The following is a 20,048-nucleotide window of genomic DNA, read 5'->3' on the forward strand; positions in this document are numbered from 1 at the left end:
ACGGCTCAATCTTTGCCGTGGCCTTTTTTGTATTTGTCGCGTCCGCGCTGGCCGTTGTCACGACGGTCATCGCGGCGATCCTCCCGGCGTCCTGCGTCGCCGTAGTAGCGCGGTTCATAGACATCCCGGTACCAACCGTCCTGGACAAAATAAACGGGCTGGCCACAGGCCTGGTAGCGGCTGCAATATTTGTTCCAATGCCTTTCATGGCCCGGCGGCACGCGCAGGTAGATGGGCTGGCGAACCACGTTGACAGATCGTTGATCAATGATGACGGGTTGGGGGAAAATCAGCACCGGACCGGGCACACGGCCGACGTCGATGCGGCCATAAAAACCGGGCTGGGAGATGTTGACCGACACGCCGATATCCGCGGCGAAGGCGGCCGTCTGGAGTGCTGACACAGCCAGCACAGCGCTCAAAAAGTAGTTCGATTTGTTCATGCGCTCATTCTACGGCGCGGGTGCCCGACCACATGTAAGCAGAGGTAAGGCCTGGGCCGCCCGCCTGGCCCGGGTACCGGCGCAACCTATACCTGAGGCAGCAAAAAGCGCCGCTCCCAAGGGCTGATTTCGCTTTGGTAACTGGCCAGTTCGAGCGCCTTCACGGCGCAATAGCCGGTGACAAAGTTTTCCCCGAAAAGCGAGCGCGCTGCCGGGCTGTGCTGCATCTTTTTCAAGGCGGCTTCCATGGAGCGCGGCAGGCTGTGGGCCTGCTCGTAGCCACTGCCTGCCAGCGGCTTGGACGGTTCCAGCGGCTGTTGCAGGCCCTGGAGTCCGGCGGCCAAAGACGCGGCGATGGCCAGGTAAGGGTTGGCATCGGCGCCGGCCACGCGGTTTTCCACCCGCCGTGCGGACGGGCCGCTGGCCGGGATACGAAGACCCGTGGTGCGGTTGTCATAACCCCATTGCAGATTGGTCGGGGCCTGGCTGCCGGAAACGTAGCGCCGGTAGGAATTCACGTTCGGCGCCAGCATCAGCATCAGATCAGGCAAGTTGTTTTGCAACCCCGCGATGAAATGGTGCAGGCGCGGGCTCTCGCTGCCATCAGGCAAACTGAACACGTTGTCGCCCTGCGCATCGACCACGCTGATGTGCAGGTGCATGGAGCTGCCGGAGCTGCCCGCGATGGGCTTGGCCATGAAGACGGCATTAAGCCCGTGTTTCAGGGCGATTTCACGCGCTGCGTACTTGAACAAAAAGGCCTGATCCGCCACCGCCACGGCATCGCCGTGCAGCAGGTTGACCTCGTACTGCGTGGCCCCCACTTCATGAATCCAGGTGTCGGTGGTTATACCCAGCACGCGACAGGCGTCGCGAAACTCGTTCCAGAACGGCGCCAGCTCGTTGAGCATGTTGAGGCTGAAAGCGCTTTGCCCGACCTCGGCGCGACCACCGCGCACGGCAGGCGCCAACAACGGCTGCGCCGGGTCGGTATTGGCCGCCGTCAGGTAAAACTCGATCTCGGGTGCCACCACCGGTTGCAGCCCCAGGGCGGCGTACTGGACAAGCACGGTTTTCAGGGTACTGCGCGGCGCAAACTGGCAGAGTTCACCGTCCAGTTCCAGGCAGTCATGGATGGCGACCGCGCGCGGCACGCTGGCCCAAGGCGCGAGCGACACCGTCTGGTAGTCCGGTAGCAAGCGCACATCAGGGTCGGCGTCGGGGAACACCGGGTTGTAAGAATAATCACCGGTCACCGCCTGCATGGGGATGGCCTGGCAAATGCGCAATTCGCCGCCGGTCAAAAAGCTCCCGGCCGGCATGAGTTTGCCGCGCGGGTAACCTGAAATGTCGGGAAAAATGCACTCCACATCGCGCACATCGTGTGCGCTGAAAAGGGCGCGGATTTCATCACCGGGACGTGATGGCGCGGCTGAATCGGACGGGAGCGAAGTGGCTGGCTGGCGCATGAGGCCTCGGTGCAAAATGAAGATGCACCCAGTTTAAGCCAGCAGACGGAACAGGAAAGGCCAAAGCCTCAAGCGGCTTGAACCGCCCGGGCGTTGACTGGAAGCAGAAATTACTCTGCGGCGCTGGCAACGAACTGGCTGTTACGGTGCACGTTGGCTGCCATTTGCGTGTCAGAGCTCATGGCGGGAGCAGGCTGTGTGGCGCGGCCGAAACCCCGGCTGGCGAGCTCGATTTGCATGGCCTTGACACGGGCCAGGTCCTGCGCGCTGCCGCTGCGACGGTACTGCGCCTGGGCCTGGTGGCTGAACTTGATCAGCGTGGCAACTTCATGCGTCATGGTGGGGGCCACCGGATTTTGCGCTGCCACCTGGATCACACGGCTTTGCGCAGACGCCTCGCTGGCGGCATTTTTGGCAAGCGCGTTACCAGCGGCCAACACGGAAACCAGGGCGATCAGGGAGAAAGATTTGTTCATGAGAAGACTCCAAAAAAAGTGGGGTAAAAACCAAATGGGTCTGATAAACAAAACCCGCTTTGCATCGATGTGGCTCGAAGATATCGCAGTTTTTTGACAAAAAGAAGTCAAACGTAACGACCATGCCCTTGGCGTGACATTGGTTACAAGTGCTTGCGCTTGACGCTCTTTTGGTAACAGGTTTTCAGCGTTTTTCACACAGCTGACGGGCCTTCAGCGGTTGGCGCGCCGCTTTAGCCAACGCATCAGGCCGCCCACCAGCGGCAATTTTTCGTACAACTCCTCGGCGGCGTCCCAATAGTCGCGGTGCAGGGTGATGCGGCCAGCTTCGTCCAGCACCAGATGCGAGCCGCCCAGAATGCATTGCTGCTGTCCTGCTGCAAAACGCTTGAACGCAAAGTGGAATTCCCAAGTCAGAAAACATTGCTGGCCATCGACGATGCGCCCAGTGATGACAAAGCACGGCTGCACCAAGCTCGCGTCCATGTGGCGAAAAATCGCGGCAATGGCGGGCCAGCCGCGCACGTCGTTGAACGGGTCCTTGAAGCGGGCGTTGGGGGCGTAGCGGTTCTCAAGCGTGTCGATGTGTTTGGGGTCAAGCGTCTCGAAGGCCTGCACGATGGCGTCAACAGCGTTTTTCATGGCAGCAATCAACTCGATTTCAGGCGCCGGGTCAGGGCGAAATAGGCGGTGCAGGGCAGGCAGCGCAGCACTTTCATCCAGAAGGTAAACCGCCTGGGGAAATGGATCTCGAACTGGCCGCATGCCCAGCCTTGCAAAATAGCCTCGGCCGCCTGTGCCGGGCTGATGAGGGCGGGCATTTTGAAGTCGTTTTGCGCTGTCAGAGGTGTCTCGACAAAGCCGGGGTTGATCAGCGACACACCCACGCCCTGGCCGTGGAGGTCCAGGTAGAGTGTCTCTGCCAGGTTGATCAGTGCGGCCTTGGTCGGTCCGTAGGCCAGACTATTGAGCAGTCCCCGGTAACCGGCCACGCTGGCCATCAGGCTGATGTGGCCGCGCCGACCTTCCGGTTGCGCCAGCAGCTTAGGCAGCACGGCGTCGAGCACATGCAGGGCACCCAAGTAATTCACCTGGTTGTGGCGCAGCAAGCCGGGCAGGTCCGGCCGGTCTGCCGTCATGGCGCGGTAGTGACCGGCGCAATACACCACGGTGTCGAGCGCGCTCTGGGCAAACAGCGCCTGTGCCACGCTGTTGACGGCGGGCGCATCGGTCACGTCAAGCACAGCAGCCTGTGCGCCGGGGTGCTGAGTGACAAAGTCGTCCAACGCCGCACCGTCGCGGGCCGACACAATCACTTGCGCGCCCTGCGCATGCAAGGCGTGGGCCGTGGCGCGCCCGATGCCGCTGGAGGCACCCACCAGCCAGACCCGTTGACCGACCCAGTCCGTCATGCGCGGATTAAGTGCCATGGCGTGCCGTGCCTATCGTTTGACAAACGACAGCGTGACTTCGCCCAGGCCGACACCCCATTTGCGCATCGCCGCCTTGTTGAGCATGACCTTGTCGGTCATCAGATACATCCAGTCGTCGAACTGCACCTCGATGACGCGGCCGTCCACCGGCAGCGCCAGGGTGTAAGTCCAGTGGAAAGCGTTGCCGCTTTGCTGACCCTCGGCCGTACCCACCACATCGTCGGCCTGACCGGTGTAGCGGCCATCTCCATGGCGCTGCAATCGCCAGACACGGCGCTGCTGAGTGCCGTCCGAATAGCTGAAGGCTTCATCGAGCACGCCCTGATCGCCTTGCCAACTGCACTGCATGACCACGGTGAAGCGCTTCACCACCTGGCCGGAGCGGTCGGTAAAAATGCCATAGGCATCGAGCGTGCCGTTGAAGTAGTCGCGCAGCTCCAGTACGGGTCGCTCTTCGGCGCAAGCGGTCACTTTGGGTGTGCTGCAGCCGCTCGCGACACCATCACCGGCTGCTGCCACGGCAGCGGCTGCAGGCGGTTGATCAGGTAATGCAGGCAAACCCGGGCGTTCTCCTTGACCGTGGCGGGTGCGCGCGCGTAATTCCAGGCCGCCCAGGCGGCGCGGCGCGTGGGCAGCACCGACACATCGGTATGCAGCACGGCCCGGTTAGGCTGGGTGCGGATGGCGCCCAGCGTGCTGCGCTCGAGCCGGTTCGGCGTGGCCAGCGCCTGGTTGGCGTGGCTGGCGATGATGACCTTGTCAATGCGCTCTTGGCCCGCATCGGTGCTGATGCGCACACCGGCCGCTTGGGTGGGCGTGACGCTGACCGATTCAATGCAGCCCACCGGCGCGTTCAGACGCTTGTCAGCAATACGCGCGGTGATCTTTTCGACGTACTGCCGGGCGCCGCCCTGCACGGTCCACCATTGTGGCCGACTGGTGATCTGCAGCAAACCGTGGTTGTGACAAAAACACACCATGTTGGCCACCGGAAACTGCAGCATCTGCGCGGTCGGGCAGCTCCAGATGCAGGCCATCATCGGCAAAAAATACTAGTCGCAAAAGGCGCTGCCAAAACGGTGCTGTTGCAAGAATTCGCCCAGCGGCTGCGCCAGCTCGGCCTCGGTGCCATCCAGCGCAATCCGGGTGGTCAGCGCGTTGAAGCGCAGCAGGTCGCGCAACATGCCCCAAAAGCGGCCATTGAGCAGATTGCTGCGCTGGGCAAACACGGTGTTGAGGCTACAGCCGCGCCACTCCAGCGCGCGCTCATGCACCTAGTCAAAGGCCTGCACCGAGAACGACATATCGGATTTGGCGGTGACCACGCCCAACTCGGCAAACAGCTTGAGCAAATGGGGTAGGTGCGCTCATTGAGCACCAGAAAGCCGGTATCCACCCCGTGCGTGACCAGGCCCCGCGCCGTGGGCAGCGTCACATCCACCGTGTGGGTATGGCCGCCGAAGTAGGCGCCCGCCTCGAACAAGGTGACTTCGGCATGGCCCGACAAGGCGTGCGCGGCAGCCAAACCGGAAATTCCCGAACCCTCGATGGCAATTTTCAGAGGCACATTGAATCCTTTAAACTTGGCATGCTATTTAAATACTGATTGGTCATAATTTAACTTGATAGTATTATGGTGGTTTGGTTATCCATTTTTTCCACCCCAAAGGCAACAATTCTCATATGGTTAATCGCATTGGCCCCAGGGTCTCTTTCAAGGCGCAAATGCTGCAGGCGCGCGAAGAGGCCATCATCAAATCGGTCAACCATTTGCTCGCCAGCAAGGGCTTTGAAGCCATGACGGTCGATGAGGTGGCCGCCGACGTCGGCATTGCCAAGGCCAGCCTGTACAAACATTTCACCAGCAAGGAAGACCTGGCCGCCGCCGCCATGGTCAGTGTCATGCGCCGGGCGCAGGCGTACCTTGACAGCCTGCCGCCAGAGGCCGCACCGATGGACAATTTGCGCGCCGTGGTGGCCTGGACCATGGGCCTGAAGCTGGCTGGCGAAATGCCATCGCTGCCGAGCCAGAATTCGAGCTTGCGCGCGGCCCTGATCGGGAACAAGGATTACATGGACGGGCTATTCGAGGTCAGCGACCGGCTCGGCGGCTGGATTGAGGCGGCGCAAGCCCAGGGCAGCCTCAACCCCGGACTGCCCGCCATTGCCGTGCTCTACACGCTCTATGCGCGCGCCTGCGACCCGGTGCTGGAATTCCTGAAAATGAGCGAGTTGCACAGCGACGAGGAGATCATCAGCCTGGTGATGAGCACCTGTTTTGATGGCTTGAATGCGCGGGCCGTGTGAAGCAACTGTTGTCCGGTGCTCAGTCTGTCAGCGCAATGCGCTGGACATGAACCTCGATCGGGTTTGGGTAGGCCACCCTGTCGCCTGATGTCACGGCGCCTACCACACCGCCAATCTCGGCGCCCCTGAAGGCACTTCCCAAGGCGAGCAAGACCGCGAATGCCGGCCCCATGACTGGCGCTGCCGCTACTCCCAAAGCAACACCAACGCCAGAGCCAACCTTGGCACCTGTGGCTGCGCCCTGGCGTGCACTGTCATGCGGTGTCGGCTGCTGGACCGGCGCTGCGCCCATTGCAGCCACGGCAGCGCCATCGAGAGTCTGACAGGTGATCGTTAACGGTGAGGCCGATGGCTCCACGGTGACCGTTCCAGGCGCCGTGAATGGCCATTTCCCAAACGAATTGGCAGCTTCACAAGTTAACGGACCGCGCCAGTCAGGATCTTCTGCAACCACGCGAACTTCCAGCTCTTGCGTCAGCGGAAAATTCTGTGCGAGTCGCGTGGTCAGCACGCCTTGTCTACCTTCCGCCTCATCCATGAGATGCAGTTTGGTGCGCGCGCGGAAGGTTCCCATCTTGGCTTCCTGTCTCACATAAGCAAACGAGCCAGGAATGATCTCAACTTCAAGCGTCTCAGTGTTCTCGCCAATCGAGGTAATCGTGTGCTTCCCCGGAGCGACAGCCTTGTAAAGGAAGGTCTTCGAAACCGTCTGGCCCAAGTGAGCCCCGTCCAGCCAGACATCCAGTTTGACGGCAGTACCGATGAACTCGCTCAGGTAAATGAAGATACCCGCCTGCTCTGGCGCGATAGTGAACGTCTTGATTGCGGCTTCACGCCGTGCATCAGCCATCGGCACGGACGCACATCCAACCAAGGTCAAACCTGCAAAGAGCGCTGCGATATAAGGCTTCATGAACCCATCCAAACGTGATGCTACATGAACAAGGCCCACAAGCCTAGGCCCATAAAAATGGCGGCCGACACGAGGTGCACCACGCGCAGCGGCACCAGCCGCGTCATGCGCTCGCCGAGCCAGACCACCGGCGCGTTGGCCAGCATCATGCCCAGCGTGGTGCCCGCCACCACCATCACCGTGCTGGTGTATTGCGCTGCCAGCATGATGGTGGCAACCTGGGTTTTGTCGCCCATTTCGGCCAGAAAAAAAGCCACCACAGTGGTGCCAAAGACACCCAGTCGCGGCGGCTCGCCAGTTTCTTCGTCGTCCATCTTGTCGGGAATCAGCATCCACACCGCCATCGCGATAAAAGAAGCGCCCAACACCCAGCGCAGCACCTCGGGTCCGAGCACGGTGGTGACCCAGGCTCCCACGGCACCAGCGAGCGCGTGGTTGGCCACGGTAGCGACGAAAATGCCCAACACAATCGGCCAAGGCTGGCGAAAGCGCAACGCCAGCACCAGTGCCAAGAGCTGGGTTTTGTCGCCCATTTCGGCCAGGGCAACGATACCGGTTGAAATTAAAAAAGCTTCCATTCGCCGATGGTAGCCTCCGCACCCATCCAGACGCTGGCTGAACGGGTGAATCTTTCTGCTAAACGCAGTCAACTATTTTTATTGCCAGCACATGGGCCCGGACCGGCGCCAATCCCGACACCTGGTCCGGGATCCGTCTCTGGGTGGCCAGGTAGTCATTGCGCTCTTGCTGCGTCATCAGCTGGCTGCCATAAATCGGGTCGCACAAGCGGTCCTGATCACGGATTCGGTCCTGCGCCAATGCACCAGAACTTAACCCGGCAGCCAACCGTGACACTGCAATAGCCATGGCCCAACCACCATTACCTTGAGCGCCTCGCCGATCGGCTACTACAAGACTTTGGACAGATAGATGCCTGCCCATCCGCTCTCTGCGTTCGCCATACTGGCACTGACCGCCAACCAACCATTGCGGAAGGAGTCACGTTCGATTGACAGCGCAACAATTGGCATTTGCACCCCCATTGGGTCCAAGACATCCCCAAACATGGCCGAAGTCAACAGCGGACGGGAACCAAGCCCTTTGCCCATATCGAGGTACAAACCAAAAATGTTCGGTTCTGTGTCGGCAGCAGGCTCGGCAGCCTTAAAGACCACCTTAACCCCATCCGCAGCAACGAATGCAGCGGAACGCCAGCGCGCACCTTCCTCTTCCTCAGATTCTGTTTGGCCTCCCTGACCAGCGTTGCCAGAGAAATTCCAGAAAAGAAAGTCTTCGTATGTATCACCCGTCTGTGCGACCAGTCTCAGTTGGCCCGTCAGGGTGTCCTTCTGGAGGATGCCTTGATGAACTGGCACCTCGCGGGTCGTGACCCCTGTGTGATTGTTAGGATCATTGGGGTCAGCATCGACAGGCAGGTCAGGCTTCAATGGCGATTGAAGAGCGCAGGCGTTGCGAACCGCGACGTTTCCGTCAGCCGGACAGGTCAGCGTAATCGCGCGTTTCTCGGTGCCCCAAGCGCCCCAGAACGAGACATACCGGCCATCAAAAGTCAGGCCTTCTCCCAAAAGATTCAGCGTATTCCCGCTGGGATTGGTGACAGTCGGCACAGCTTCTCCAATACTGACCAAGGTTGTCAGGGCAGGCAATCCAGACAAAACGACCTTGGCGCGATAAATGCCTCCGGCAGTCGGCGCGTCTTCATTGTCCAGCCCGGTAAACACGACTTGCCCCTTGGCAGCACTCGGTGGCGCGGTCGAACCGAACAGCGTACCCACGGGAACGTACTGATTTCTGGGCATCGACATGCCACGCCACGCAATGGGCACAGCGGGTGCCGTCCCACCAACGGTGTACGGCACAGCAGTCGATGCCGCCCCACCAGCGCCTGCAATGTCTCGGTAGAACACTCCAGTTTTGCCATCAGTTCCTTCCGTGAAATTGCCCTTGAAGGCAATGTACTTGCCGCTAAACGCAGCTGGCGCACCGGGGAACTGGTCAAAACGCAGACCATTGCTACCCACCGCGGGTTGCGGGATCTGGTAGTGTGAAAACCAGGGCACGGCGCCGAGCAGGCTCGCGCCGGTGAAGAGCGCACGGCCGTACCTGGCATAGATGCCTGACGTTCCAGCCCTGGTATCCAAGCCAGTGATGGGATCGGTGTACTCCCAGACTGGCTGCGACTGACCACGGGTGGCGACCAGACTCGAGCCACTGTCAATGCGCACGAACGATGGGAACTCGTTGAACGTCGCGCCGAGATTGTTCGGGTAGGATACGAGCGAGCCCTGCGTGGCAATGGCTTGAACTTGCGCTTTTGTCTTCATGTCACGAGAGAAGACTCCAGAGACTCGCCCACCGCCGCCGACTTGCTCGACACCCTCAATGCAGACCTCAAGGCAGAGTTCGGGGCTGCTCTCGGAACCGCCTTGAGTACGTCCCCGAAACACGACCAAAGCCGCGTCGTTGACGGACGCAGGGCTGTAACTGTTGAACAGTTTTTCTGAATCCGGATTGATCATGTCTGGCGCCACAAAGCTGTTGTTGACGACTGTCGTCCATCCCAATGTCGGCGCAGGTACCGTTGTAGTGGTCGAACTGCCACCCTCTGCGCTTGCTGTGGCGACCCAGCCAATTCCGGCAATCGCGGCGCAAAACGCAACTGCAGCGCGGGTTCGCCGTAATTTGATCTGTCTATCTTGGAGGCCAGTCTTGAAAAAGACTGGAGCGGGTAAATGAGACCTTGCCGAGTCAGCTCTCATTTTTGAACTGGTGCACATTTGTTCCCCCTTATTGACGGTAAACGGCCCGCGCGCCTAGCAGGGCAAAAGGATTTACGGACGCGGCTCCAATTTAAGAAAAATCGAATTCACCCGGCATGAGAATTCGCAGTTACAAGTTACTTTCAGTTCAATTTTTTTCGCAACAAATTGACCAGAATCAAAACCTCCCACCAGGCTCTTCTTTTGTAAAGCGTTCAGGAAAATCTCAAAATCACAAACTGCAAGAACTTGTGCAGACACTTTTTTGGACTTGTTATCTTACAATTGGCGCGCTTCTTGCTTTAATTTGGTGCGTTTCTTAATAATTCAATAAAAACGCACCAATTAGCAGCAATCCACTTCAAGAGGTTTTCATGGAAGCACTCAAACAGGGCGCAGACACTTTGTTCATTCTTCTCGGCGCGGTCATGGTGCTGGCCATGCACGCAGGCTTTGCATTCTTGGAGCTGGGCACGGTGCGTCGCAAAAACCAGGTCAATGCGCTGGTCAAGATTCTGGTGGACTTTTCGGTGTCCACCATCGTCTATTTTGCCGTGGGTTATGGCGTCGCCTACGGCGCCCATTTTTTTGTCGGAGCCGAGCAATTAGCGGCCAAAAATGGTTACGAACTGGTGAAGTTTTTCTTTTTGCTCACGTTTGCGGCCGCCATCCCGGCCATCATTTCGGGCGGGATTGCCGAGCGCGCCAAGTTTTGGCCCCAACTGATTGCCACCGCCGTCATCGTCGGCCTGATTTACCCGTTTTTTGAAGGCATCGTGTGGAACCAGCATTTTGGCGTGCAGGGCTGGATCAAGGGTTTGACCGGGGCCGAGTTTCACGACTTTGCCGGCAGCGTGGTGGTGCATGCGGTGGGCGGTTGGATTGCCCTGCCTGCCGTGTTGCTGCTGGGTGCGCGCGCTAACCGCTACCGCAAGGACGGCGCCATGTCGGCGCACCCGCCCAGCAGCATTCCGTTTCTGGCGCTGGGCGCCTGGGTGCTGACGGTCGGCTGGTTCGGCTTTAACGTAATGAGCGCACAAACTCTCGACAAAATCTCTGGGTTGGTGGCAGTGAACTCGCTGATGGCCATGGCGGGCGGCACACTGGCCGCCGTGCTGGTGGGCAAAAACGACCCTGGATTTGTCCACAACGGTCCCTTGGCGGGTTTGGTGGCGGTGTGCGCCGGCTCTGACCTGATGCACCCGCTAGGTGCCTTGGTGGTGGGTGCCGTCGCCGGTGCCATTTTTGTTTTCATGTTCACCTTGACCCAAAACAAATGGAAGATCGACGACGTGCTGGGCGTGTGGCCGCTGCACGGTTTGTGCGGCACCTGGGGCGGACTGGCCGCCGGCCTGTTTGGCAGCCAGGCGCTGGGCGGTTTGGGCGGTGTGCATCTGGGTGCGCAACTGATCGGCACGGCCATGGGCGTGAGCTGGGCATTGCTTGGTGGACTATTGGTCTATGGCCTGCTTAAACATACCACGGGTATCCGGCTGAGCCAGGAGGAAGAATACGATGGCGCGGATCTGTCCATCCACAAAATCAGCGCATCCCCCGAGCGCGAAGCCAACTGGTAACAGCCGGACCCTGGGTCCAGGCGCAGGTGGGGATGGCCTGTGGTCAAATCACAGCTCTGACCTAATCTTGTGTCGCGTCTCTGAGGCGTGACTTCACGACACTACCTATGCTTTATCTGGTCTTGGGGCTTCTGCTTTTTTTGGGCACGCATTCAGTCAGGATCGTCGCCGACGACTGGCGCACCCGCACCCGGACCAAGCTTGGGACTTCGAGCTGGCGTGCGCTGTACACGCTGGTGTCGCTGCTGGGGTTTGGCCTGATCGTGTGGGGCTTCGGTCAGGCACGGCAAAGCCCGTGGCTACTGTGGAGCCCGCCACCAGCCTTGCGCCATTTGGCGATGCTGCTGACCTTGTTGAGCTTTGTGCTGCTGGCTGCGGCCTATGTGCCGGGCAACCGCATCAAGGCGCGCCTTCACCACCCGATGATGGCGGCCGTCAAGCTGTGGGCGTTGGCCCATCTGCTCACCAACGGCACCCTGGCGCATGTCATGCTGTTCGGCACCTTTCTGCTGTGGTCGGTTTTTGCATTTCTGGCCGCCCGCAAGCGAGATATACGGGACGACACGCCTTATTCACAGGGCAGCACCGGTGCCACCGGGGTGACAGTGGCGCTGGGGGTGGCGCTCTGGATCGCTTTCACGCTGTGGCTGCACGGGCTGCTGATCGGGATAAGGCCTTTCGGCTGACCGCCGCGAATTTGATAACTTGCGGGTCAGACCACTCGCGAAGTGACGTGCTCTGACCCCAACTGACTATTTGATGTCCATCACCCACTGGATCATGTACTTGGCAACGAAGCCGACCATGCCGAAGGCCAGCCCCAGCATCATGACAAAAAACCCGAATTTGCCGGCTTTGGATTCCCAGGCCAGCTGGCCGATGATGAACAGCATGTAAAGCATCAGGCCACCGACGCCAAAAGTCATGCCAAAGGCGGCGATTTGTTCTTCAGAAAAGCCAAACATGGGCGCGTTGTCCTTGGATCCAGGCGTGAGTGAGGGGTGGGTCGGGCGCAGAGCTTACCGCATTCGTCCGCAGGCAAGGCCTAGCACGATCCCATGGCCCTTTTGAAACAGCACAAAGCCCGACGGCCAGCGCCGCCCTTGCGGGCAACACTGGCCGTCGGGTCATCAGGCAAACTTGCTTATCCCCTGGGCTGCATCATGCCTTTGCCACCCTGCATGCCCCTGTGCGAACCACGGCCTTGCATGGTCTGGGCATCGAACACCTTTTGCTGCTCGGGCGTCAGAACGGCATAAAACGCCTTGGTGGCCTCGGCGCGCTTGTCCATGGCGGTAGTCATCTCGCCCATGTGCTGCGCACGCAGTTCCTTCATTTTGTCAAGACGCTCCGGCGTGGTGAGCTTGGCCAGGTCAGGCATCGAGGCAGCTTGGCCCTTCATGCCTGCCGCTGGATTGTGGTTGGCCACATAAGCGCTCCAAGCAGCTTCTTGCGCGGGGGTGAGCTTGAGTTGTGCTTTCAGGGCCGCGTGGCGCGCGTCCATCCTGGCCTGCATTTTGGCCGGGTCCATTTTGCCCATGCCGCGATAGCTCATGCCCTGGCCCTGCATGGCGCCATGTGGCCCGGTCATGTCGCACTGAGCGCCGCCCATGGGGCCTTGCGAGTAGGCCAGGCCGACGGCCATCAGCAAACCAGCGACCAGAGAAAATTTGAGATTGGTTTTCATGATCATTTCCTTCAAGTTAATACCAATGACCAGAGAGTGGCATCGGCGTGAAGAGAAGTGTGCGCTGTCCATGTAACGCGTCCATGAGGCTCCGTGAAAGCTTTGTAAAGTTTTGCCAGCTGAATCATCGGTTTTTGATGGGATGATTGGCGGCTTCGCATTTGCATCGATTTATAGAAAGTTAGCCGTGTTCAAGAACGTCATCATGTACCGCATCGCTGCGGAATGGAGCCTCAGCGCCCAGGAAATAGAAACCCGTTTGCAGGACAACCATTTTGTGGAGTGTGGTGCCAGCCAGGAAAGGTCCATCGGCTGGATCGAGCCGCGTGGCGAGGCCCACGGGCCACTGCTGGAAGTGGTGGCCGGGCAATGGATCTTGAAGCTGATGACCGAGACCCGCGCCCTGCCCGCCTCGGTGGTGAACCGCAAAGCCCAGGAGCGGGTGGCCAAGATTGAAGCCAGCACCGGGCGCAAGCCGGGCAAAAAAGAGACCCGTGACCTCAAGGACGACATTCGACTGGAACTGTTGCCGATGGCCTTCACCAAGCAGTCCAGCACCCAGGTCTGGATTGACCGCGCAGCAAATTTGCTGGTGGTGGATGCAGGCAGCCAGGCCCGTGCCGATGAGCTGGCAACGCTGCTGGTGCAAAGCCTGCCCGGTCTGGCGCTGAGTTTGCTCAACACCCGGCTGTCACCGAGCGCCGCCATGGCCGAATGGCTGGTGAGCCAGGAAGCACCGCAAGGTTTCAGCGTGGACCGCGAATGCGAGCTCAAGGCCGCCGATGAATCCAAAGCCGTGGTGCGCTACGCCCGCCACCGACTCGATACCGATGAGATCAAGCAGCACATCGAGGGCGGCAAAATGCCCACCCGCTTGGCGCTGACTTGGGACGACAGGGTCTCGTTTGTGCTCACCGAAGGCTTGCAGCTTAAAAAATTGGCGTTTCTGGAAGTGGTATTCGAAGGCGCCAGCCAGGGCAAGGACGACGGCTTCGATGCCGATGTGGCGATTGCCACCGGTGAGCTGCAAAAGGCGCTGCCAGCGCTGCTGGAAGCGCTGGGGGGCGAGGCACCTTTGGCCTAAGCTATTTCTTCGTCGAACAGGTGTTCCAGCCAAAAATGGCATAGGGAGGGCACCAGCCAATGGCACCTGTGGCCAGCAGCACCACGCCCAGCCAGCCCCAGACACCGATGTTGCCCGTCAGTGTCAAGCCAATCAACACCAGTCCTACGACGATGCGCAAAATGCGGTCAATGCCGCCGACGTTTGATTTCATGAAAACTCCTTGAGGTCAGGTTAAAGAACCGAGGGGCAGATTACACCGCCAATCCGCTTGGTGTGTCTGTGACTCAAGTCACCCAGCCAGGTCTCGCAAGGCGGCGCCGTTGACAATCTGGATGTGCTCGCGGCCCAGGCTGACCCAGCCTTCGCGCTCAAAGCGGCGCAGCAGCCGGGTCACCATTTCGCGCACGGTACCCAGTTCGTCGGCCAGCGTCTGGTGCGTCACATTGAGCAGTTGACCGCGCCCCAGCAAGGCCGCTGCCAGACGCCGGTCCAGCCTTTGAAACGCCACCGCATCGATCAGACTGGTGAGGTCGGCCATGCGCTCGGCAAAAAGTCCCAGCACATCGTTGCGAAAGGCGGGCGTTTCCAGCCACCGCTTGAACAGCTCGGGCCTGATCAGCAGCAAGGTACTGGGTTTGGTGGTGACGCCATGGGCCGAGAGCGGCTGGGCGCGAAATAAACAGGCGCTCGAAACTAGGCACAACTCGCCGGGCACCACCCGGTAAAGTTCCAGCGAGCGGCCATCGCCCGAATGGCGCGACACCTTGATTTCACCGGTCAACACCAGCGGAAAGCCCTGGCAGGCCGTGTTTTCACTGAACAACACGCTGCCTGCAGGTGCTTCAAGGGGCTGCAAGCCTGATTCCGGGGCATCCGGCGCGGGCCGCACCTGAACCAGTGACGGGTATAAATCGGTCAGCAGCGCCATCGAGGCCATGGCGGTCATGCGGGGCTGGCCTCAGGCCGCGACGGTGTAACCTTCCTCTGCAATGGCTTGGGAAAGCGCTTCGCGCGGCAGCTCGGAGTCCACTTCGACCCGGTTTTGCGTGCGGTCGGCCTGCACCTCGGCCGTGCGGTCGAGCTGGCGCACGGCGCGCACCACGGCTTTTTCGCAATGCTCACAGGTCATGCCGGTCACGGTAAATATCTGCTTCATTTCAATTCCTTGGAAAATACGGCTGCATCAAAAGCGCGTATTGTGAACCTTGCCACTTATTTCAGGCTACACCAATTATGACAACAGCTCAACTTCCTACTGGCTCCTTGCGGGTGGACATCGGCATTCACGGCATGACCTGCGCGTCGTGCGTTGGCCGTGCTGAGCGCGCCCTGAAAAAGGTGCCCGGCGTGCAGGAAGTGAGCGTGAATCTGGCCACTGAATCGGCCCGCGTGATGGTGCAGCCATCCGAGCAGATCGAGGCACGCCTGCGGCGCGCCGTGCGCGATGCCGGTTACGAACCGGTGGCGGCCAATGCGGCCATCGACGCGCCCAGCGAATCGAACTGGGCCGGATTTGCCCCCGTGGCGCTGGGCATTGCGTTGTCCTTGCCCTTGATGTTGCCCATGCTCGGTGACCTGCTGAGCCAGCACTGGATGCTGCCGGCCTGGGTCCAGTTCGCCCTGGCGACTCCGGTGCAGTTCTTTCTGGGGGCGCGTTTTTACAAGGCGGGCTGGCATTCGCTCAAGTCGCTCAGCGGCAACATGGACCTGCTGGTGGCCATGGGCACCAGCGCCGGCTGGGCGCTGTCGGTGTGGTTATGGCTCAGCGCCGCCGCTGGCACCATGCCGCACCTGTATTTTGAAGCCTCGGCCGTGGTCATCACGCTGGTGCTGCTGGGCAAATGGCTCGAAGCGCGGGCCAAGCGCCAGACCACCTCGGCCATCCGCGCCCTGCATGCCCTGCGGCCTGAAACGGCGCACCTGCTGGGATTCGATGGCGAAGTCGATGTGCCGATCGACGAAGTGCTGGTGGGCGACGAACTGGTGGTGCGCCCCGGTGAGCGTTTTGCCGTCGATGGCCGGGTGATTGAGGGCCAGACGCAGGTCGATGAATCGATGCTCACTGGCGAGCCTCTGCCGGTGAGTAAGGTGCTCCAGGACAAGGTGACCGGCGGCACGCTCAATGGCGATGGCCGGGTCATCGTGCAGGTGAGCGCCACCGGTGTCGATACGGTGCTGGCGGGCATCATCCGCCTGGTGGAAGATGCGCAGGCCGCCAAGGCGCCGATCCAGCGCCTGGTGGACAAGGTGAGCGCCGTGTTTGTTCCGGTAGTGCTGGGGCTGGCGCTGCTCACGCTGCTGGGCTGGTGGCTCAGTGGTGCGCCCTTCGAGGTGGCTGTCATCAACGCGGTCACGGTGCTGGTGATCGCCTGCCCCTGCGCCTTGGGGCTGGCCACGCCGGCGGCCATCATGGCAGGAACCGGCGTGGCGGCGCAACACGGCATCCTGATCAAGGACGCGCAGGCACTGGAACTGGCGCACAAAGCCAATGTAGTGGTGTTCGACAAGACCGGCACACTGACACTCGGCCAGGCGCGCCTGACTGACTTTGCCGTGCCGGCGGGCGCCGATCAAGACGCCTTGCTGGCCATTGCAGGTGCCTTGCAAAGCGGCAGCGGCCACCCGCTGGCGCGTGCCGTGGTGATGGCGGCTCAGCAAAAGCAGCTTGCTTTGCCGGCCGTGGCGCAATTGCAAAGCACGCCGGGCAAGGGGCTGCGCGGCCAGGTCAACGGTGAAGACTATTTGATCGGCAGTGTGCGCTGGATGCAGGAACTCGGTGTGCGGCTTGACAGCCTCGATGTGCGCCTGCCATCGCTGAGCGCACAAGGGGCCACGCTGGCGGTCATGGCGCAACAAACGCCAGACGGTTTGCAGGCCCTGGCGCTGCTGGCTTTTGGCGACGAGCCGAAGGCCGAGGCCAGTGCCGCCATTGCCATTTTGCGCGAACGCGGCATCCGGGTCATGATGCTCTCGGGCGACAACAGCGCGGCTGCGCTGGCCATGGCCAAGCGCGTCGGCTTGCAACCGGATGAGGTCATCAGCAATGTGCTGCCCGGTGACAAGGCGGCACACATCACCCGCCTCAAGCAACAAGGCCGCACCGTGGTGATGGTCGGCGACGGTGTCAACGATGCCCCGGCGCTGGCGGCGGCCGATGTCGGCATGGCCATGGCCAATGTGGGTGGCGGCACCGATGTGGCGATGCACGCGGCAGGCATCACGCTGATGCGCGGCGACCTGGCGCTGGTGGCCGCCGCGCTGGACATCTCCAACCGCACCGTGGCCAAAATCAGGCAAAACCTGTTCTGGGCCTTTATCTACAACGTGGCGGGCATCCCGCTGGCCGCATTTGGTTTCCTGAACCCGGTCATGGCCGGTGCCGCCATGGCGATGAGCTCGGTGAGCGTGATGAGCAACGCGCTGCTGCTCAAGCGCTGGCAACCCGATCGATCAAAGTAAGGGCACGGCGTCGGGCGACAAGGCCTCATCGACGGCAAACAGGCTGGCGGCAAGCGGGGCAGCATCGGGGCTCAACAAGCGCTGACACCAGGCGGCCACGCAAGACGGCGGCACGGCTTCGGGCTCAAAGGCAATGCGCGATACCACCCGGGCCACCACCTCTGAGGCAACGCCGGCGGCCAACAACGCCGCAGCAAAGCGACTGGCCGCGTCGCCCATGCGAAAAGCGTTGATGTTGGCGTTGACGATGCGCTCGCCCTTGCGCGAAAAAAGCCTGCGCAATTGATTCTCGAACAGCTCCGGGGACAGCGGTAAATGCATGGCAGCCGCACCCAGCATCACGGTGTTTTGCACCTTGATGCTGCCAGCCTTTTTCGCCATGCGCGCTGCATCCAGCGCCACCAGCCGCGGCGCTGAAAACAGCACCTGATACAAGGCATCCATTGGCGGGTAATTGGCAACATTCACCATGGGCGTGATGTCGGAAACGATCCAGCCATCCGGACGCAGCAATTGGGTGTAGCGCAGCGCCTCCATGGGTTCGACCGACAACACCATGCTGGCCATGCCGTCGCCGATCAGGTCGCTGGCGACCGGCTGGTCAGAAATGCGCACAAAGGCCGACACCGCACCGCCGCGCTGCGCCATGCCATGAACTTCGGACTGCTTCAGGTGCAAACCCGCGGCATGGATGGCGTGGTCAATCACCCCCGCAATCGTCAGCACGCCCTGGCCGCCGACACCGCTCACCACCAGGTCATAGTTCATGCGTGCTCCACCTTGCCATGCCGCTTGAGCTCCCGGACTTCCTTACTGTCCTTGATTTCCTTGGCGAAGGTGACGCAGGAGCGCCGCGCGATGATGACCGACAGACCGGTGTAAGCCAGTTCCTCGCGGATGGTCTCCATGGTGTGGTGCTTTTTGTGCGGCGACGGCACCACGATGCGAATGTGCTCGCGCGCCACCCCCAGACCAGCGACCAGGTTGATGACGTCTTCGTCGGTGGCCGCAGAAGGCTGGCCGCCCGTCATGGCGATGATGCTGTTGTCCAGAATGAACACCTTGATGTTGGTGTTGTCGCGCGCCGCGTCCAGCAGCGGAGCCAACCCGGAGTGGGTAAAGGTGCCGTCGCCAATCACGCACAGGGCCTGCTTCATGCCGGCATGCACCACACCAATCGCCATGCCAATGGAGGCGCCCATGCACAAGCACGAGTGGATGCCTTTGAGCGGCCCCACGGCGCCCAGGGTGTAGCAGCCAATGTCGCCCATGACCCGCAGGTCGGGGTTGAATTCGGCAATCACCTCGTTAATGGCGAGGTAGGAGTCGGTGTGCGGACACTTGTCACACAGGCTTGGCGGCCGCCCAACCAGCACTTCAGTCAAACCGGCAATCTGCAACGAAGCGCTCACTGGCAGGCCAAAGCAGCGCTTGATGGCGTCTTGCGACATCTCGCCCATGCGCGGCAGATCACCGGTGAGCTTGCCGCGAATCGGCCGCTCACGCATCAGCCCCAAGGCCGTTACATAACGCTCGATGAACGGGTAGCCTTCTTCGACGATCCAGACCTCGCTGGAGGCATCGAGCAACTGGCGGATTTTCTTGACCGGCAAGGGGTAACAGCCGATGCGCAACAGGTTGTAGCTTTGCAGCGTATCCCCCAGGGCCTCTTGCAGGTAATTGCACGCCAGGCCGCTCACCAAAATGCCGGGACGATCCTTGCCAGTGATCGCCAGCGCATTCACCGGGTGGGCCTCCGAGTACGCCTGCAGTGCAGTTTGCTTGTCGATCAGCTTGCCATAAGCGCGCCGGGCGTTGGCGGGCAGCAGGATGAAACGACTTGGGTCGGTTACAAAGTTGGCCACATTTTGCTCGCGCGGCGCGGCCAGCCTGACCCTGGCGCGGCTGTGAGCCAGGCGGGTGACCAAGCGCAGCAGCACGGGCACCTGCAGGGCTTCAGACAACTCGAACGCCTCACGGGTAAAGTCGTAACACTGCTGCTGGTCTGCCGGTTCCAGGCAGGGCACCATGGCAAAGTCGGCAAAGTAGCGCGAATCCTGCTCGTTTTGCGAGCTGTGCATGCCAGGATCGTCAGCCACCACCACCACCAGGCCGCCGTGCGCGCCTGACACCGCCACGTTCATGAACGGATCGGCAGCCACATTGAGCCCGACGTGTTTCATCGACACCAGCACACGCCGCCCGGCATAGGACACACCCACCGCTTCTTCAAGCGCTACTTTTTCGTTGGTGGACCACATGCCGCGCACGCTCAAGCTGTGCTTTTTGGCGTGCTCCTCAATGGTCTGGTAGATCTCGGTGGAAGGGGTTCCGGGGTAGGCAAAGGCCGCGCTGATGCCGGCATCGATGGCCCCGCGCGCCACCGCCTCGACGCCCAGCAAAATGACTTCAGACATAACTTCTCCTGTGGGACATCG

Annotated in this window: 22 protein-coding genes and 1 pseudogene; 5 read left to right on the plus strand and 18 right to left on the minus strand. The window is 60.8% G+C overall.

The window, feature by feature from the left end:
- Positions 1-5: 5 nt before the first annotated feature.
- The 7 genes and pseudogenes from PHF15_RS07365 to PHF15_RS07395 form a co-directional block, all read right to left on the minus strand.
- Entirely contained in the window at positions 6-443 is a 438-nt protein-coding gene (locus PHF15_RS07365; RefSeq protein WP_300120059.1) for a hypothetical protein, read from the minus strand.
- A gap of 86 nt (positions 444-529) precedes the next feature.
- Positions 530-1,912 carry a glutamine synthetase family protein gene (locus PHF15_RS07370; RefSeq protein WP_300120060.1) on the minus strand — a complete coding sequence of 461 codons (1,383 nt, stop codon included), beginning with the start codon at positions 1,910-1,912 and terminating at the stop codon, positions 530-532.
- A 110-nt stretch (positions 1,913-2,022) separates the two neighbouring features.
- Positions 2,023-2,388, minus strand: a complete 366-nt coding sequence (locus PHF15_RS07375) for a hypothetical protein (protein WP_300120061.1) — start codon at positions 2,386-2,388, stop codon at positions 2,023-2,025.
- 213 nt (positions 2,389-2,601) lie between these two features.
- Positions 2,602-3,030: a nuclear transport factor 2 family protein gene (locus PHF15_RS07380; RefSeq protein ID WP_300120062.1), complete on the minus strand. Its 429-nt coding sequence runs from the start codon at positions 3,028-3,030 to the stop codon at positions 2,602-2,604.
- Positions 3,031-3,038: 8 nt separating this feature from the next.
- Positions 3,039-3,818 carry an SDR family NAD(P)-dependent oxidoreductase gene (locus PHF15_RS07385; RefSeq protein ID WP_300120063.1) on the minus strand — a complete coding sequence of 260 codons (780 nt, stop codon included), beginning with the start codon at positions 3,816-3,818 and terminating at the stop codon, positions 3,039-3,041.
- 12 nt (positions 3,819-3,830) lie between these two features.
- Entirely contained in the window at positions 3,831-4,340 is a 510-nt protein-coding gene (locus PHF15_RS07390) for a DUF3833 domain-containing protein (protein WP_300120064.1), read from the minus strand.
- A pseudogene (locus PHF15_RS07395) lies at positions 4,316-5,382 on the minus strand (FAD-dependent oxidoreductase); the annotation flags it as partial. The gene PHF15_RS07390 and the pseudogene PHF15_RS07395, both read right to left, overlap by 25 nt.
- Before the next feature lie 122 nt (positions 5,383-5,504).
- Here PHF15_RS07395 and PHF15_RS07400 point away from each other — a divergent pair.
- Complete coding sequence (locus PHF15_RS07400) at positions 5,505-6,128, plus strand: TetR/AcrR family transcriptional regulator (RefSeq protein ID WP_300120065.1); 624 nt, start codon at positions 5,505-5,507, stop codon at positions 6,126-6,128.
- A 19-nt stretch (positions 6,129-6,147) separates the two neighbouring features.
- Here the strand turns inward: PHF15_RS07400 and PHF15_RS07405 are convergent, their stop codons facing one another.
- Genes PHF15_RS07405 through PHF15_RS07420 form a run of 4 tightly spaced genes read right to left on the minus strand, consistent with a single transcriptional unit; the run spans position 6,148 to position 9,581 of the window.
- The gene (locus PHF15_RS07405; RefSeq protein ID WP_300120066.1) at positions 6,148-7,041 is read right to left on the minus strand and encodes a DUF2846 domain-containing protein; all 894 of its coding nucleotides are present in this window, start codon (positions 7,039-7,041) and stop codon (positions 6,148-6,150) included.
- A gap of 20 nt (positions 7,042-7,061) precedes the next feature.
- The gene (locus PHF15_RS07410; protein ID WP_300120067.1) at positions 7,062-7,619 is read right to left on the minus strand and encodes a TMEM165/GDT1 family protein; all 558 of its coding nucleotides are present in this window, start codon (positions 7,617-7,619) and stop codon (positions 7,062-7,064) included.
- Between the two features lie 58 nt (positions 7,620-7,677).
- Positions 7,678-7,908, minus strand: coding sequence for a hypothetical protein (locus PHF15_RS07415; RefSeq protein WP_300120068.1), 231 nt, complete (start codon positions 7,906-7,908; stop codon positions 7,678-7,680).
- Between the two features lie 41 nt (positions 7,909-7,949).
- Complete coding sequence (locus tag PHF15_RS07420) at positions 7,950-9,581, minus strand: hypothetical protein (protein ID WP_300120069.1); 1,632 nt, start codon at positions 9,579-9,581, stop codon at positions 7,950-7,952.
- 614 nt (positions 9,582-10,195) lie between these two features.
- On the opposite strand from PHF15_RS07420, the gene PHF15_RS07425 reads away from it, so the two are divergent.
- Both PHF15_RS07425 and PHF15_RS07430 read left to right on the plus strand, forming a co-directional pair.
- A complete protein-coding gene (locus PHF15_RS07425; RefSeq protein WP_300120070.1) occupies positions 10,196-11,398 on the plus strand; it encodes an ammonium transporter in 1,203 nt (400 codons plus the stop codon).
- Between the two features lie 107 nt (positions 11,399-11,505).
- Complete coding sequence (locus PHF15_RS07430) at positions 11,506-12,084, plus strand: NnrU family protein (RefSeq protein ID WP_300120071.1); 579 nt, start codon at positions 11,506-11,508, stop codon at positions 12,082-12,084.
- Between the two features lie 66 nt (positions 12,085-12,150).
- Here the strand turns inward: PHF15_RS07430 and PHF15_RS07435 are convergent, their stop codons facing one another.
- Positions 12,151-12,363: a DUF2788 domain-containing protein gene (locus PHF15_RS07435; RefSeq protein WP_300120072.1), complete on the minus strand. Its 213-nt coding sequence runs from the start codon at positions 12,361-12,363 to the stop codon at positions 12,151-12,153.
- A 179-nt stretch (positions 12,364-12,542) separates the two neighbouring features.
- Positions 12,543-13,085: a Spy/CpxP family protein refolding chaperone gene (locus tag PHF15_RS07440; RefSeq protein WP_300120073.1), complete on the minus strand. Its 543-nt coding sequence runs from the start codon at positions 13,083-13,085 to the stop codon at positions 12,543-12,545.
- A gap of 187 nt (positions 13,086-13,272) precedes the next feature.
- Here PHF15_RS07440 and PHF15_RS07445 point away from each other — a divergent pair, with 187 nt between their 5' ends.
- Positions 13,273-14,169, plus strand: a complete 897-nt coding sequence (locus PHF15_RS07445) for a recombination-associated protein RdgC (protein WP_300120075.1) — start codon at positions 13,273-13,275, stop codon at positions 14,167-14,169.
- A gap of 1 nt (position 14,170) precedes the next feature.
- On the opposite strand, the gene PHF15_RS07450 is transcribed toward PHF15_RS07445, so the two are convergent.
- From PHF15_RS07450 to PHF15_RS07460, 3 genes are all read right to left on the minus strand, one after another.
- The gene (locus tag PHF15_RS07450) at positions 14,171-14,362 is read right to left on the minus strand and encodes a DUF2892 domain-containing protein (RefSeq protein ID WP_300120076.1); all 192 of its coding nucleotides are present in this window, start codon (positions 14,360-14,362) and stop codon (positions 14,171-14,173) included.
- A 78-nt stretch (positions 14,363-14,440) separates the two neighbouring features.
- Complete coding sequence (locus PHF15_RS07455; protein WP_300120077.1) at positions 14,441-15,097, minus strand: Crp/Fnr family transcriptional regulator; 657 nt, start codon at positions 15,095-15,097, stop codon at positions 14,441-14,443.
- A 12-nt stretch (positions 15,098-15,109) separates the two neighbouring features.
- A complete protein-coding gene (locus tag PHF15_RS07460) occupies positions 15,110-15,307 on the minus strand; it encodes a cation transporter (protein ID WP_300120078.1) in 198 nt (65 codons plus the stop codon).
- Between the two features lie 77 nt (positions 15,308-15,384).
- Here PHF15_RS07460 and PHF15_RS07465 point away from each other — a divergent pair, with 77 nt between their 5' ends.
- On the plus strand, positions 15,385-17,610 hold the full coding sequence (locus tag PHF15_RS07465) for a heavy metal translocating P-type ATPase (protein ID WP_300120079.1): 2,226 nt from the start codon (positions 15,385-15,387) through the stop codon (positions 17,608-17,610).
- Here the strand turns inward: PHF15_RS07465 and PHF15_RS07470 are convergent.
- Positions 17,602-18,378 carry an indolepyruvate oxidoreductase subunit beta gene (locus PHF15_RS07470; RefSeq protein WP_300120080.1) on the minus strand — a complete coding sequence of 259 codons (777 nt, stop codon included), beginning with the start codon at positions 18,376-18,378 and terminating at the stop codon, positions 17,602-17,604. The genes PHF15_RS07465 and PHF15_RS07470 overlap by 9 nt on opposite strands.
- Positions 18,375-20,027 carry a thiamine pyrophosphate-dependent enzyme gene (locus PHF15_RS07475; RefSeq protein ID WP_300120081.1) on the minus strand — a complete coding sequence of 551 codons (1,653 nt, stop codon included), beginning with the start codon at positions 20,025-20,027 and terminating at the stop codon, positions 18,375-18,377. The genes PHF15_RS07470 and PHF15_RS07475 overlap by 4 nt, the downstream gene beginning before the upstream one ends.
- Positions 20,028-20,048 lie beyond the last annotated feature (21 nt).

It is taken from the genome of Rhodoferax sp., from assembly GCF_028689295.1.
In the GTDB taxonomy this organism is placed as follows: Bacteria; Pseudomonadota; Gammaproteobacteria; order Burkholderiales; family Burkholderiaceae_C; genus Rhodoferax.